The organism is Synechococcus sp. RC10A2, from assembly GCF_047502605.1.
Window position 1 is genome coordinate 1 of record NZ_JANSHP010000057.1, and the last position, 14995, is coordinate 14995.

Sequence of the window (14995 nt, forward strand, 5' to 3'; positions counted from 1 at the left end):
TTTAGTTCCGTAAGACAATATGTTGTTCAGTAAATTCAGGACTAGAGGCTTGCCCAGCTATCCTTCCTCTGGCTCGCTGGTTACATCCTCTGGCTCGCTGGTTACATTGTCACACTCCGGATTGTTGTCCTTGCGGATGGTGCCTATCAAGGTGCTCACCACCACGCAGCGGTTTTCGCCCTGGGAGTAGGTGCTGCTAACTACAAAGCGACCCAGTCGACGGGCGCGGCCATCGGATTCAAAAACCGCCCTTCCGTCATTGAAGGTGTTAGCCACAGTTACAAAATTGTTCAGGCGTAGCCGCTGACAGGGGGTAGGTTCATCGCAGAGGCCCTCCTCATCCTGGATAACCAGAGTCGGCACGTTTGGCTCTGAATTGTCCACCCCCACCACCCAAGCTCGGCCCAGGAGAGAAGCTCTGGCGTTGGTGCGGGCGGTGCGCAGGGCGCGCTCCACCTTGTTTTGGGCATCCTCCAGTTGGATCCGCGCCCAGATGTTGATCCCGGAGGGGACGGCCAGCACGGCCAGAATGCCGATAATAACCACCACCGCCAGGACTTCTACCAGCGTAAAGCCCAGGGATCGAAGCGGCTGAGCTCGGCCAATTGCTTTTTTCTCCAAGGCCAACATGGTGGACATTCCCCCTAGGAGAGCTGACGGTTGATAACACCGCGGGCAGGAACCCGTGTTTGCATTGGCAGCAAGTAGCGCGACACCTCTGAGATATCGACGCTGGTGGCATTTCGGATGTAGCGACGGAAAAGGCCAGGGTTGGCCCGCTCCATGGCCGTGGCGGTGATGTTGATGATCACATCCTGCGGTCGGTCAGCACCGGGGCTTTGCCGCACGCAAACGTAGAAGCCCACGTCGTTTTGGTTATTTCCCAACCCCGAGAAGGTGACGCCGTTGGGTCTGCCGCCGCCAAAGGCATAGCCCTGCGGGCAAGCGGGTGCAACCTGCGGACTTCCCTCCCGGCTGCTGAAGATGTTGGAGACCAAAGTTGTCAGGCGGGGGCCATCTGTGCTGCCGGCAATCGGGATCTGGCGTGCTCGGGCCTGCTCGGAAGGCCAAGCGAGAAAACCATCTCGGAAAGGATCGGGATCTTCGACAAAGAACGGGCTGCGCCCGGCGCAGTCGTTGTTCCCCTGCCTTGCAAAAGGTCTCAGCTCAAAACGCTGGATCCGCGCGTTGCCTTCCCAAGGGGTTGTCGAACCATCCGCCAAGTTGCCAGCGTTGTTGTAGTTGCGGCGCAGGTAGTACACAACCAAGGTGTAGATGCCGCGGCGGCTGACAAGGGTTTCCCAATCCGCATTTTTACCGTTTGTGCGCGGAAACTCAGGAGGTGGTTCGGCGGGCAAGGTGGCACGGCCTTCTCGGATCTGTTGTAAGGTGGGGTTGCCCGCGTAGCATCCTTGCGGGATCGGCTCCAGCTTCCAAAAGGCGACAACCGGGATAGCGCCCGCGGGTTGGCGGATCCAGCCGGGGGTGTAAAGCCGCTGGATAACATCCGGGATCCCGTCTCCATTGGGTTGTTCGGTGTCGTTGTAAATGTAGAGAGCCTCCGCCAGATCCTGCTGGATATATTCCATGGCTTGGGTCAGCTCCGCCTGCACCTGGGTGCGCCCTGTCTCCTCCCGATCCAGCCGCATCGTCTCGATGACAATCATCGCGGTGGCCAGGAGAAAGATGGAGGCAACCAGCAGTGAGACCAACAGCTCAATGAGGGTAAACCCTCTGCTGGCTTGGCGGCGAAAGATCAACACAGGCCAACACCTCCATCTTTCAACAGGTTTTGCAGGAAGGAACTTAGGCTCTACCTCAGGGTACAGCAGGTCAGTTAGGCAAGGGGAAAGCCCGGCACCTCTGGTTGGGATCCTCGCCGCTGGCAATGGCTATCTGCCGGCAAACATCTCCCAAGTTGGCAGCAGGGTTAACTTCTACAAAGGAGGTGGCTAGTGGAAAGAGCCAGACATTGGCATTGGCCAAGTTCTGGTTAGCCGAAACCACCTCCGCCCTCAAGCCAGGCAGCGCTCGGCGAGTGTTTGGATCAAAAGAAAAGCGGTGGTAAACCCTCACCCCCATGAGAAAGCTGCAGGGCACCCCCTCAATGACCCTGTTTTCACGGCGGTCGATGCAAGGTGCCCCTGCGTCGCGGAAGGTTTGGATGACGTACTCTTCCGGATTCCGCCCCGGCACTTGAACTTGGGCCAGGCGAAGAGAATAGTTGTCTCTGTGCATGTAGTTGCCGGCATTTGCATCGGCGGGCATTTCGTCAGGGGGTGGGGTGTCTGCCAGCGGGTCGGCTCCTACCATAGGCAGTTGGGCCAACCGAACTGGATCCTGAAAAGCCCTTGGAGCAGCAGCCAGCTCGATATCCACCAGGGTGCGGATGCGATCCACCTCCTCCTGGGCCAGGCGATTGGCCAGCTCCACCCGCTCGCTCATGGCCCGCCGGTAGGCAACTAAGGTAAGGGCAGGGGCAAGAGCAGCCATGGCCAGCGCCACGATGATCACCGAAGCCAACACCTCGATGAGGGTAAAGCCCTCTGCTGCTGGTTGCCGCCAAATCCGTCCCTTGTCCATAGATCCCTCCCTGCTTTGCCCCTACCTTGAATCTACCCCTGGCCGAACGGGTTGATATCAGTTGAACTCATTGCAGCCGCCAATCTGGGCAGACGGATCCAACGGCACATCCGGCTGGTTCTGAAGCTCGCAGCGCAGCCGCCGCACATACGGATCCTGTGGATCCAGCTCGCGCAGGAACTCGGTGCGCGCGTTGGAGGGGAACTGGAAGCGGGCCGACACCGGGCCAGGGCGGCGGGCAATCTGCAGGCCCACGTCATAGCCGAAGCGGCGATTGGGCGGGAAGTAGTAGTCGAAGCCCCGCACAAAGGTTGGATCCGGCACCAAGTTGGGCGGCTCGAAGCTGTGCTGCAGGAAGGGCCCGGTGGCATAGGTGCTGTAGTTGAGCTGGATCATCGAGCCGCTGAAGAAGAGGTCGGTATTTCTCCACAGCTCGTTGAGGCGCAGGAAGTTGTGCATACCGCCGGCGGTTTGATCCAGCCGCGACGGGAGGACACCGCTAACGGCCACCGCGTTGACCCGTGTTTCTCGGGCCGGCTGCAGTTGCCAGTTTTGGCTGCCATTGTCGTTGCGGCGGCGCTGGTTCACATCGGTGGAGGCCAGCTCCTGGAAGCGAGGAATGGGAATGGGCCGCCGCGTCACCTCGTCCAGGATCACCCCCAGCACCGGGTTGTTGCCGGCAAAGCCGGTGGTGGGACTGTTCAGATCCAGGGTGAAGGGCTCCACATCTACCCACTCAGGGTTATTGCCACCGCCGCCATCCCGGTCGATTTGCACCTGGATGGTGTTGCCGTTGGGCTTGACGTAGAAGCACAGGCCGTTGCGGATGTTTTCACTCCCCCTGTGATCGATGTAGTAGCCGTCCGCGTACTTGGATGCGGGGGTGTAACCCTGCGCCGCAGCATTTTTGTTGACGCGGGCGTAGGGGTTGAGCGCCATCTGGGGCTGGATCTCTAGCCCTGGCTTGTTGGGATCCAAATCAAACCCAAACAGCGGATCCCGATCCAAAACGTTCGTCGGCTCGCCTGGATCCCAAGCGCCATTGCCGTTGAGATCCTCAAAGGTGGGATCAGCACCTCCGATGGTGCGCAACGTGCTGGGGCGGCTGGCACCGGTGTAGGCGGTGTACTTGAAGCGGTCGTTGAAGTTGGGGCGGAACACGCCGGGTACCCAGAAGCCACCGTCGGGGCCAACTTTTTCTTCAGAGTCGCAGCGGACGCTTTGATCCTCTTTGAGCAACCTCCGCCGCAGTAGCCGCGCCCAGTCATCGGTGCCTGGAGCCAGGTTGCCAGCAATCGGCTGAGCGACACTTTCAGCGGGGCGGATGCCCGGCTCTTTGCTGGGGTTGGCGATCTCGCTGAGCAACACGTTGCTCCTCAGGCCGTTGCGGGCGGCGTAGGCCGGCTCGCCGAAGATCCAATTGAAGGCCGCTTGCAGCGCTTCGGCAGGGCTGGGCCACTTGGGCGGCTTGGGCACCCCTGCCTTCACCTCCAGCACCGGCGAGAGCTGCGGCTCCAAGGCAATGGTCACGCCTTCAGTAGAAGCCTTGGCCACGCTATGCACGCTGACCGTCTCGGGTTCTGGATCCGCTTGCACCTCCCGAGCAGGTCGCAGCTCCACCGTGTTGGGCTTGGCCGCCATCCACTCGCCCAGAGGGCTCTTGGAGGGAGCTTCTGGGGCAAAAATTGCCGGCCCGCAGGGAGGCCCCTGGCAGGTGAGATTTTGCGTCTGCGTCTCGGTTGCTGGACAGGTGGGGCTGCTGGTGCTGGCAATCAGGTTGCGCGTTCGAGTTTGGGTAACCGTTCTAGTTTGGCCGCAGGCAACCTGAACCTGGCTGCAATCTGGGGGTGACCAGGGGCTCCACTCGCTGTAGTTGCAAGTCTTCGGGCAGGTAACCGTTTGGGTTTGCGTCCGGGTGGTGGTCCCGCAAATCGAGGTGCAGGTCTCAGTGCGGCTCTGAGTTATCCGCAGGCCGCCGTTGGCCACCGTGCACGCAGGAGTCCAGTCTGTATAGGTGCAGGTAGCCCCCGGAGGTTGGCAAGTGATGGTTTGGTTTTGGGTTTCAGTAAAGGGGCTTTGGCTGGGACACAGCGGCGTAACCGTGCGGCTGCGGCTCTGCGTAATGGGAGCCCGGCTACACTGCTGCTGCTGGGTACACTGAGGCGTCCAATCCGACCAAGGCCCGTAGTTGTACTGAGGGTAGCAGGTGATCGTCCGAGTTTGCGGCGTTGGCGGAGTGCCAGAGCAACCGGCAGGCAAGGTGGCTGTTTTGGTCTGGGGGATGGTGGTGGGTTGACAAATATCGGTTCTACAAGCGGGCGTCCAGTCAGTCCACCTGGGATCACAATTGAGGCTGACCGCGCAGGAGCGCTGAACAGGATTTTGATCTTGATCTAGCTGGCTACCCTTGATCGGATCTGGCTCGCAAGGTTTATTCACCCCCGGCAGCGGCTTCAGGTAGCGCAGGTCGTAGTCTTCCAGCTCGCTGCCATCGCGGGTGGCAAAGCGCACGCGAGCGTTGCCGCTATTTTCATAGGTCTGGATCTCCACGAGGTAAGGAGAAGGCCCTTCTGCAGGCGCGCACTCCAGCTCCAAGCGCAGGGTGAACATGTTGCTGCCGCTATCCTGCCAGGCTTCGGCCCCTGCCGCGTCCGGCCCTAGGTTGAGGGGAGTGCCGTTCCAAACTCCGCGGTTGATGAAGGTGGCTGGCTCCGCGGGGTTGGGAGGAGTGTAGCCGGGGTTGCGCCGGATGATCAACCGCACGCCATCATCGGCATCGAGGATGCGGTAGCTCTGCAGGCCCGGCCAGCGCGGATAGATCTCCCCTACCCAGCGAACGACGAAGAAGTCGTTGCCGTTGTTGTTGCCGCTGCCGGATCCACCGCTTCTGCGCCGCCAGCAGGAGCGCAGGAAGTTGAACTGGTTGGGGTTGTTGAATACGAGCTCGCTAGTTCCTTCTCCGTTGGGGAGGAGCCTGTATCCAATGCGAGGGTTGCCGACAGGCTTATAGGAATAGCCGATATCATCCGCATCGATGGGCGCGTTCGGCAGGCGGTTGTTGCCGTCCGGCTCTCCGCAACTGGGCATCCAGAACCAGTCGCCGCGATCCCGCCGATCAGGACTGGGATCAGGCGGGTTGAAAGGTGGCCGAGGCTCCCAAAGATTCGGCGGCGAGAGAATCGGCACCGACAGGCGGCAAAGGGGCTGCAGGATGGTGAGGGGTGGCTGAAAAATAGTATCAATCAGCGTGGCGTTGCAAGCAGGGGTGCTATTATACAGCCGCCGCTTAAAGGGAGAGTTGGAATTCAGATCGTTGCTCCCGCCGAACCGGTACTGGAAGCCGCCCCACCAGGGGAAACCAGGGCCGCTGCGGGCAAAGCTGCTCGGATTGACGGTGCCATCCGCATTACTGATAGCATCGCGCACGCAGGCCCAGCGCTGCCCACCGCTCCCATTTGGATTACACGTGGGCGCACTGCTGGTGTAGCGGTTGTTGTACTGGCCGATGGCGTCCGGCATCGGTTCCCCGTCGACGGGGAATATCGGATCCGGCCAGCGCACCGCCCGCAGGTAGGGCAGGTTGGCCTCTTGGGCTTCTGGAAGCAGGGGGCCTACGGCTCCGGTGTCCCCAAACCCTGTGTCGCGTTTGTACCGGTTCTGCGGGCTGCTGAGCCAGCCGTTGTAATACTCGGCCAGCAGGCCGGCGCCGCCCGGATTCGGACAAGGCCCGAGGGGAGCCACCATCACCCAACGGGAGGTATCCAGCACCGGGTTGCCCAGGGCCGAGATGCGCACGCCAAAGTTGGCATATTCCCGATCCGGCGCCCGCAACTGCCGCACCTCCGGCACGCCCAGACCCACCGTCCGGTCGGCCTCATTGGAGTTGGGATCGGTGCTGTTGCGGCGGGCAAAGAGGGTGTCGCGGGCAAACACATCCGGCCAGCCGGGCTGGTTGGTGTTGTCGCCCAGGTTCTGGGCCCCATTTGTGTTGTCGAAGCGCAGGACGCCACCGTTGCCCGGCCAGTTGTTGCCCCGGATCACCAGGGCCTGGTTGAGGAAGGAGGTGTTGGCCCCTAGGTTTGGCCCACTGCAGCCGTAGTAGTCGTTGCGGCGAGGGGCCGAGGCCCGTCCACCTGCGTAGTCTTGGCCGGAGGTGTAGTTGCTGCCGCCGCCATCGAGGGTGCCATCCTGGACAAAGCCGTCGTCGATGCTGCCGTCGCAGAAATCGGCGGAGAGGATATTGACCGAGTCGCCTATGACCTCGCTGGGCCGCCAGAGATCCTGGGCTGCCCGGGCAAAGCCCCGATCTTCATCCCTCCGGAGCCGCCTGTAGAAGTTGTCGTAGAGGCCGTTTTCCCCAAATCTGAGGCGAGTGGTGAACTCCTCCAGCTGACCGCCTCCCCTCGTCTGGTGCAGGTTAAAGTTCCCCTGGATGTAGACGGGGTTGTCGGAAACGAAGGAAAGGCCGAAGACGGCTTCATCGAGGTTGAACCCACCCCGCGCCAACACTGCCCCGTTGCGCAGCCGGAAGCCATAGGGCCGCCGATCCGGATCGGGGTAGTAGTCCACCGGCTTGGGGCTAAGCCCCTCGTTGGAAACAGGCGGATCGCCGACCGGTTGGTTGCGACCGGGCTGGCCGGCATTCATGATGAAGGGGAGAGTGCCGCGAGCATTTGCATCTCGCCAGGCGGTTTGATAGCTACCGAAGTTGGTCAAGGGCGGGCGGGCGATGGCATCTTCCCGCACCGCATCTTCCCGGAAGGCGTAGAAAATGCCCCCCTCGCGGCCTTCTTGCACGCCGGCAGGCAGCCAAGTATCTCCGTTGATCAGCCCGTTGGCCTGGCCATTGACGTTGTTGGTCAAAAGGGCCAGGTCGATGTTGAGGGCCCGCACCGCCATCGCCTCGCGGCCATCGTAAAACACCGAATCTTTGAAGGGCACGCGATGGCACTGGTCGCCGACCTGGATCAGCTCCATCTGGTTGCTGTTGGGGTGCCTGCCACCGAGTAGGGTGCTGCTGGGGCAAGTGGCAGCAGCGTGGGGCAAACGCCAGTCGCCGATGGTGGGGCGAGGCCGAAGAGCCACTCGCTCAAGGTCGGTGTCGGTTACCGCCCGGTAGGTGGCAGGCGGCAGCCACGAGTAGGCGCCTCGCCGCGCGCTCTCTATGGGATCCGCCTGGTTAAAGTCGCTGGTGGGGAAGATGTAGCGCAGCGGCAGATAAAACCGATTGGCCGCCTCTCGGTTCCCGGCACGGCTGGCTTGAATGTCGTTCCAGAGGGTTTGAGCCGCTGGATCCCCGGCATTGGCAGCCGCCTCAATGCGGAGCATGTTGTCGGCCAGCATGCCCAACATGCAGCCTGCCGTTTGCAGTGTCGATTGATCCGCCAAGCTGAGGTTTGTCGGGTTTTCAATGATTCGCCGCAGCTCCGAGAAGTTGCCAAAAGCCGTAATAAACGGATCCGGGTGGATGCGGCCCGCCTCTTGACGCGGCGGATAGGCCCCATCGGGATCGCCAGCAAAATTGGCCAGGTTGGTCAGCGCCGTCCACAGTGGGGTGCCAGGCTGTAGCTGCCCTTCCATGGGCGAGGGATCATATTCCCAAACGTTGGTGCCCTCGCCGGTAAAGAAGTTGATGCTTTGGGGGCCGTTCCGGAAAGTGGAAGCCCGCTGCAAGCTCCAGGGAGTGCCGGGGTGAGCCACCGTGGCCAAGCAGGCAATGGGAAAGCGCCCATCTCGGTGGCTGTAGTGGTAGACGGCCGTGGCCTGCACCGCCGCTGGGTTATCCCGTAGCGTTAGGCGTTGCCGCGCCTCGTTGCTGATGAAAATGGCCTGTAACCTGGTGGGGTCGGGGTCCTCGGGATCCCCGGGCGGCACCAAAGGCAAAGGCAAAGAATCGGTGCGGGTTAGTTCCAGCCGCTGCCCCACGATCACCCGCAAGCCCTCCACACGGGCCCGCCGCTCCCAATAGCCATCCAAGCCCACCTCGGAAAGGGCGCCTGGGGGTGGGTTGTCTGCAGTGAGGGATTCCCCCAGCTCATTTCTGGCATCATCCGGGATCCGGCCACCTGCCCTGGCGTTGTTGAACTCTTCCGCAAAAGTGGGCACGTTGCAACCGTTCTGCGGGTCGGGCGTTACGGGTGGACGTTCGTAGCTGGCCTTGGGCCCAAAACGGTTGTCGGCCCGATAGACATCGTCCACGTAGGGAGGGCAGACCTGGTCGGAACCGGACTGAAAACCACCGGCCTTAATCCGTCCGGGGTTCTCCCGCCGCTTGGCGTTGAGAGGAGAAGCCGCCCATCCCGCTGCGTCTTGCTGGTAATTCCCTCGGGGGCGGATGCGGCCAAAAAGGTGCAGCTCCAGCGGATCCAGGGCCACACTTTCCGGCTCTACCCCGTTTTGCACCGAGTCAAAGTTCAGGTTGTTTAGCTTAGGAGGCGGCTCGTTGGGCGGCACATCCGCCACGCCAGGGTGGGCATCGAAACTGAGAGAGTCGCTCACCTGCTGGCCGGCGTAGCCAATGGCTCCTGCCACCAGCTCCCCGAAGGCCGTAATCTCCGAGTTATCTGCAGGCATGTAGAAGCAGGATTCCTGCGAGCTGATCAGGAAAGCCCGGAACAAGTTGTTGGGGGCATAGCGGAAAAAGAGGCTGCCGCCGGCGTAGATGGCGCCGTTCCAGTTGTAGCCGGGAGTGAAGAAAAACTCTAGGTCGCCGCGGCTGAAGGCCCCCCACTTGTTGAGCAGATCGCGCTTGCGATCCTGCTGGAATTGCAAAGCCGAGATGGCGCGGGTGGTGGAGTCGGCCCCTTGAATGGGCAAGGTGACCGCGAAGACCTGGAAAGGCTTGTACAGCGCCGATCCCACCTGGAACCAGTCTCCCACGTTGGGGTTGATCGTCTGCTGAAGGGGGTTATCGTTGCAGCCAGCCAAGGCCGAGCCCTGCAGGGGGCCACTGCGGATCATCAGGCGCCGCGCCCGCTCCGTATCCGTTAGCCGGCTGTCCTCAAAGTCCCTGCCGCCGGCCCGACGGGTGTTGAGAATGGTGTAGGCAGTTACGGAGTCGTTGACGCCGTTGTTGTCGGTGTCCACCAAAAACCACCAGGCCGGCGCCCGCACCGGCACGGGCAGGGTTTGCCCGGGGTTGTTGGGATCCTCTACCTCGATGTTGGTTGTAATTACGAACTGGGTTTCATCGGGGAGGATGTAGGGATCGTTCTCATCCCGCGGGATCAGCTCTCCCGCCCCATCGTTAATCAAAGCCTCAACCAATTGGGCATCGGTGGGGTTGCTTGCGGGCAGGCGGGGATCGCGTATCAGGTAGTCGATCTTGGCCCGTGCCCGGTCGATGGCGGCGTTCAGTTGCCGGCTAACCGTCTGCCCCGCCCGTTCCACCTGGGTTTGGATGTTGCGCTGGGTGGAGCGGGTCAGCAGGCCCACCGTGACCAAGCTCAACACCAGCACAATTAAGATGGCGACCGGCAGCACAAAGCCGCGCTCGCGGATCCTGCGCCGATCCACCGGGATCTTCAGAGAGCTGAGCAAGCGCAGGACGAGTTTGAGCAACAGCGGGGAAGGAGCAGACATGGCTGTATCCCGGAGTAGGCGAGTGCCAAGATAGCAACAGTATGCAAGGGATCCCGAGTCTCAGCCATCCCCACCTCTGGGGGGAGGTGCCAGCCTGTTTTTTACAGAATCCCCAGTTGCTGCGCCTTGAGCAGGGCAGTGACGCGGTCGGTGGCGTCCAACTTCCGGTAGACAGCGCTGGCGTACTCTTTCACGGTTTCGATGCTGAGGCCGAGGCGGCGGGCAATCTGCTTGTTGGCCAGGCCCTCCTTCATCAGTTGCAGCACACACAGCTCGCGGGGGGTGAGCTTGGGCAGTTCTTTGGGGGCGGGCAGCCAGTCTCGGTCGGGGTTGGCCAAGATCTGGCGAATGACGCGGGCCAGCTCCGCTGGGTCGGTTTCTTTGGAAAGGTAGCCTTTGGCCCCGGCGCGGCGGGCTGCCTCAATCAGACCCGGCTCCTGAAAGGTGGTCATCATCACCACCACCACCGGCAGGCCCAGCTCGACAATCTGCTGGCAGGCCAGGATCCCGTCTCCATCCGGCATGCGCACATCCAAAAGGGCCACCTCGACGGGGCAACGGCGGCAGTACTCAACGGCCTGGGATCCCGTCTCGGCTTCGGCCACCACCTCAAATCCTTGCGCTTGCAGGGCAAACTTTAGCCCCAGCCGAAACAGGGGATGGTCGTCGGCAATCAGAACCCGGACAGGGGAACTCATGGCAGGGGATCCCGGCCTATGAGAGGGCTAAGCTTAATCTGCCCAAAAGAGGGAGCTAGCCCTCACCCCCAGCCCCTCTCCCTCAGGGACAGGGGAGCTAGTTTTTCACAAAGACCATGCCGCGGGCGCCGGGGTTCAGGGTGGGATCCAGTTGGGTTTGGGCGTTGTAGAGGGCGCCTGTCAGATCGGCTGCTTCCAAAAAAGCGCCGCGCAGGTCGGCCCCGCGCAGATCGGCCTGGCGCAGGTTGGCTCCTGTGAGGTCGGCACCGACGAGGACGGCCCCGCGCAAGTCGGCGCCGCTGAGGTTGGCCACCTGCAGGTTGGCGCCGGTGAGATTGGTCTGCTGCAGGTTGGTCTGGCTGAGATCGGCTTCCCACAGAAAGGCCCCGCCCTGATCCGAGCCGCGCAAGTTGGCGCCGCGCAAATCGGCCAAGTTGAGGATCGCCTGAGAGAGGTCGGCAGCTTGCAGGTTGGCCTGCCTGAGGATGGCTTCTTTCAGGTTGGCGCCGCTCAAATCCACTCCCGGCAGCTCGGCTCCCGTCAGATCGCAGGCGGGGCAATCTTTGCTGGGGGCAACAACCTGGGATCGGCCCAGTTGGGCATCCAGCTCCAGTTGGGCAAAAACAGGAAGTGCCGCGATCCCGACCACCCCGCCGAGGAGACCGACCCAGCACTGGGACCATGCCATTTTTTTCACGGGGATCCCTCCTGGCTGACCCTCACCCCCGGCCCCTCTCCCAGAGGGAGAGGGGAGCTGGAGATCAACCTAGAACTATAGCCGTTGGCGGGAGATACGCCATCAAGTCTCAACCCGGCCTGGAGGCGGCTGGCAGCGGGGGCAAAAGTGGGCCGAGCGGCCCGAGAGCTTACTCCGCTGAATGGGGGTGCCACAGAGGCGACAGGGATCCCCTTCTCGACCGTACACCCACGCCTGCCCCTGGTAGTTGCCGTTGAGCCCACGCAGATCCCGGTAATCGCGCAGGGTGGTGCCCCGCTGCTCCAGCCCCGCTTGCAACACCCGGATCAAGGCTTCTCGCAGGCGGCTCTTGGCAGCGTCGGAAAGCTGCGAGGCAGGTGTCAAGGGGTGGATGCCGCTCAAAAACAGGGCTTCGTCGGCGTAGATGTTGCCCACTCCCGCTAGCAGCGACTGATCCAGCAGGGCGGCTTTGATGGGGCGGCGGCTTTTCCGCAAGGCGGCTTGGAAATAGGTTTCTGAAAAGGCGGGCGAAAACGGCTCTGGCCCCAGCCTCTGCAAAGCCGTGATCACCGCCTCCGGCTCCACCCCGGCGGGCACCAGCCACATCTGGCCAAAGGTGCGCGGATCCACAAAGCGCAGCTCCCACCCCTGCTCCAAATGCAGCCGGACGCGAGTGTGGATCGGCAAAGGCGCGGATCCCTGAACCCAGAGCAGTTGCCCGGTCATGCGCAGATGCACGCCCAGAACCGCTCCAGAGTCCAGGGATCCCAGAAGATATTTGCCTCGCCGCTGCCACTGGGTCAAACAGCTGCCTGCCAGCCCCTGCGCAAACTCGTCTTTGCCGGGGTAGGCCACGGTGCGAGGGAGAAGCACCTCCACCGCCAGGATGCACAGACCGAGGGTGAGGCGCTGCAGATCCCGCCTGACGGTTTCAACTTCCGGCAGCTCGGGCACAGGAAGAGGAAGCCAAAGAGCTTGGTTGAGTTGGCAGGGGCAGCCTTAGCTGGAAGCTTTGGCTTTGGGCTTGGGCTCCTCCACCACTTCCAGCTCATCTTCGCGGAAGTTGTTGGTGTTGATGTTGTAGTAGTTGATCTTGTCGAAGCGGACGATCACCGGGTAGAGAATGCCGCTGGTATCCACCGCCGCAACCGTTCCCACATCCCGATACCAGTAGGATTCTTTCCGCAACACCCGGACTTTGGCACCACGCTGAATCGCCATAGAGGTTCTCTCCATTGACCTGCCCTTCAGATTACCCTAGTCCGTGAGAAGGCTGCGATTTCCGAATTTTTGTAACGGGGATCCCTGTGGCTTCCCTGCAGGTGGGAATCTTCTGGACGCTGGTGCCGCCCCTGCGTTAGGGCAAAGCCCAGCCCCCAAGGCTGCCACTCCCCTGCTGCCGTCGGAAGCGGCTGGTGTTGCGATGTGAAGAAATGCAAACTATACTGAAGGGCAGGTGCTCCTCTTGTAGCCCTTCCCAAGCCCTAACTGGAGGTTTCCATGTCCAACCCCAACTTGTCTGAGCCCAAGTTTGGCTTTAACGAGTACGCCGAGCGCCTCAACGGCCGCGCAGCCATGATTGGCTTTGTGCTGGCCATCGTTATTGAAGCGGTAACGGGCCAAGGCGTCGCCTCCTGGCTAGGTCTAATTCAGTGATCCCCCTCAGGCCCTAGCACCAGATCAAGCCTGCCGTGGAGCAGGCTCTTTGTTCTTTAGCTGATCCCTTCTTGGCGCTTGGCAATCGGCATGCGCCAGCCGGTGCCAAAGGCTCGATCGGTAACCCGCAGGCCAGGGGGAGCCTGGTGGCGCTTGAACTCAGCATTCTGCACCAGCCGCAGCACCTGCTGCACCGTGTCAGGTTCAAACCCCTGGGCCACCAGCTCAGCGGCCGACTGGTGCTGTTCGATGTGCCGCTGGAGGATAGCGTCCAGCAAGTCGTAGGGAGGCAGGCTATCGCTATCTTTCTGGCCAGGTCGCAGCTCTGCTGAGGGGGGCTTGGTGAGGATGGGGAGGGGAATCCGTTCCTGGTGGCGGTTGATCCAGCGGGCCAGGCGGTAGACCCAGGTTTTGGGCACATCGGAAATCACGGCCAGGCCGCCGGACATATCCCCGTAGATGGTGCAGTAGCCTACCGCCAGCTCCGACTTGTTGCCCGTGGTCAAGAGCAGCCGGCCAAACTTGTTGGAGAGGGCCATGAGCAAGGTGCCGCGAATGCGCGACTGCAGGTTCTCTTCCGTGATGTCAGAGGGCAGGCCGGCGAAGGGCTCAGCCAGGAGGTGCTGGTAGCTCTCCATAATCGACTGGATGGGCAGCTTCAGGGTAGGGATCCCCAGGTTCTGCGCCAGTTGGTAGGCGTCCGTCAGGCTGCCTGGGCTGGAATAGGGAGAGGGCATGAGCACCCCCAGCACCCGCTCTGGACCTAGGGCGTCGGCGGCAATGACGGCAGTTACCGCTGAGTCAATCCCCCCCGACAGGCCCAGCAACACCTCGCGAAAGCCGCATTTGCTGACGTAGTCGCGGGTGCCCAAGACCAGCGCCTCGTAGAGCTCCGCTTCCGGCTCCGTTGGCCAGCGGGATCCCTGAACTTCCGGGCCTTCCTCAGGAGGGTGAACCAGCGCCTCCACATCTACCATCAGGCAGTCCGGCTGAAAGGCAGCGGCTTGGGCCACCACCCGGCCCCGGCAGTCTAGGGCGCAACTGGCCCCGTCGAAAATGAGGTCGTCGTTGCCCCCCACCTGGTTGACATAGAGGATGGGCAGGGCGTGCTTGCGGGCCAGGGATCCCAGCATCTCCACCCGCAATTTCTGCTTGCCCAGGCTAAAAGGCGAGGCCGATAGATTGATGAGCAAATCGGCGCCGCAGCGGGCCATCTCGTCTACCGGATCCCGGTGGTAGCGGCGGTGCTGCCAGAAGTCGCGGTCGTTCCAGATGTCTTCACAGATGGTGAAACCCAGGCGATAGCCGCCGTACTGGACGGGCTGGGGCTGGGATCCCGGCTCAAAGTAGCGGTCTTCGTCGAAGACATCGTAGGTGGGCAAAAGCGACTTCTGGAACCAGTGGCGGATCTGCCCCCCCTCTAGCCAGGCCGCGGCGTTGTAGAGAGGCCGCCCCTCCGGCAGGGGGTTGGGCTGCACGGATCCCACCACCACCGGAATGCTATCCCGCAGCCGGTCAGCCAACTGCTGCAAAACTTGGCCTGCCCTCTCGACTAGAGCAGGGTAGAGCAGCAGGTCCCGGGGCGGGTACCCCAACAAGGCCAGCTCAGAAGTAATGGCCAGCTCCGCTCCTGCCGCTGCCACCGCCTCGACCGCCGCACGGATGCGCTCGGCATTGCCGCTGAGATCGCCAACGGTATAGTTGAGTTGCAACAGCGCTACCTTCACTTGGCCCCCTTGGCCGAGAATGGCGGACTCCACGATGATAGGCCAGCTCAGGT

10 protein-coding genes are annotated in these 14995 nt (G+C 62.1%); 1 reads left to right on the top strand and 9 read right to left on the bottom strand.

The window, feature by feature from the left end; genetic code table 11:
• Positions 1-57 precede the first annotated feature (57 nt).
• The 8 genes from NW848_RS07400 to NW848_RS07435 form a co-directional block, all read right to left on the bottom strand.
• A complete protein-coding gene (locus NW848_RS07400; protein WP_414508690.1) occupies positions 58-639 on the bottom strand; it encodes a Tfp pilus assembly protein FimT/FimU in 582 nt (193 codons plus the stop codon).
• A 5-nt stretch (positions 640-644) separates the two neighbouring features.
• Positions 645-1763, bottom strand: coding sequence for a type II secretion system protein J (locus tag NW848_RS07405; RefSeq protein ID WP_414508691.1), 1119 nt, complete (start codon positions 1761-1763; stop codon positions 645-647).
• Positions 1764-1833: 70 nt separating this feature from the next.
• Positions 1834-2583 carry a prepilin-type N-terminal cleavage/methylation domain-containing protein gene (locus tag NW848_RS07410; RefSeq protein WP_414508692.1) on the bottom strand — a complete coding sequence of 250 codons (750 nt, stop codon included), beginning with the start codon at positions 2581-2583 and terminating at the stop codon, positions 1834-1836.
• Between the two features lie 57 nt (positions 2584-2640).
• The gene (hpsA, locus tag NW848_RS07415) at positions 2641-10164 is read right to left on the bottom strand and encodes a hormogonium polysaccharide biosynthesis protein HpsA (protein WP_414510859.1); all 7524 of its coding nucleotides are present in this window, start codon (positions 10162-10164) and stop codon (positions 2641-2643) included.
• A 101-nt stretch (positions 10165-10265) separates the two neighbouring features.
• Positions 10266-10862 (bottom strand): response regulator, encoded by a 597-nt coding sequence (locus NW848_RS07420; protein ID WP_414510860.1) that lies wholly within the window; start codon positions 10860-10862, stop codon positions 10266-10268.
• A 97-nt stretch (positions 10863-10959) separates the two neighbouring features.
• On the bottom strand, positions 10960-11550 hold the full coding sequence (locus NW848_RS07425; protein WP_011429117.1) for a pentapeptide repeat-containing protein: 591 nt from the start codon (positions 11548-11550) through the stop codon (positions 10960-10962).
• A 111-nt stretch (positions 11551-11661) separates the two neighbouring features.
• On the bottom strand, positions 11662-12513 hold the full coding sequence (locus NW848_RS07430; RefSeq protein ID WP_414510861.1) for a DNA-formamidopyrimidine glycosylase: 852 nt from the start codon (positions 12511-12513) through the stop codon (positions 11662-11664).
• Positions 12514-12558: 45 nt separating this feature from the next.
• Positions 12559-12780 carry a photosystem I reaction center subunit IV gene (locus NW848_RS07435; RefSeq protein WP_011429119.1) on the bottom strand — a complete coding sequence of 74 codons (222 nt, stop codon included), beginning with the start codon at positions 12778-12780 and terminating at the stop codon, positions 12559-12561.
• A 279-nt stretch (positions 12781-13059) separates the two neighbouring features.
• Between NW848_RS07435 and NW848_RS07440 the strand changes: the two genes are divergently transcribed.
• A complete protein-coding gene (locus NW848_RS07440; protein ID WP_414395779.1) occupies positions 13060-13215 on the top strand; it encodes a chlorophyll a/b-binding protein in 156 nt (51 codons plus the stop codon).
• Positions 13216-13271: 56 nt separating this feature from the next.
• Here the strand turns inward: NW848_RS07440 and NW848_RS07445 are convergent, their stop codons facing one another.
• Positions 13272-14942 (bottom strand): NAD+ synthase, encoded by a 1671-nt coding sequence (locus NW848_RS07445; RefSeq protein ID WP_414508704.1) that lies wholly within the window; start codon positions 14940-14942, stop codon positions 13272-13274.
• Between the last annotated feature and the right edge of the window lie 53 nt (positions 14943-14995).

Coding starts and splice junctions, on each gene's coding strand:
- NW848_RS07400 (WP_414508690.1), bottom strand. CDS start 639: ATGTCCACCATGTTGGCCTTGGAGAAAAAAGCAATTGGCCGAGCTCAG.
- NW848_RS07410 (WP_414508692.1), bottom strand. CDS start 2,583: ATGGACAAGGGACGGATTTGGCGGCAACCAGCAGCAGAGGGCTTTACC.
- hpsA (WP_414510859.1), bottom strand. CDS start 10,164: ATGTCTGCTCCTTCCCCGCTGTTGCTCAAACTCGTCCTGCGCTTGCTC.
- NW848_RS07420 (WP_414510860.1), bottom strand. CDS start 10,862: ATGAGTTCCCCTGTCCGGGTTCTGATTGCCGACGACCATCCCCTGTTT.
- NW848_RS07425 (WP_011429117.1), bottom strand. CDS start 11,550: ATGGCATGGTCCCAGTGCTGGGTCGGTCTCCTCGGCGGGGTGGTCGGG.
- NW848_RS07435 (WP_011429119.1), bottom strand. CDS start 12,780: ATGGCGATTCAGCGTGGTGCCAAAGTCCGGGTGTTGCGGAAAGAATCC.
- NW848_RS07440 (WP_414395779.1), top strand. CDS start 13,060: ATGTCCAACCCCAACTTGTCTGAGCCCAAGTTTGGCTTTAACGAGTAC.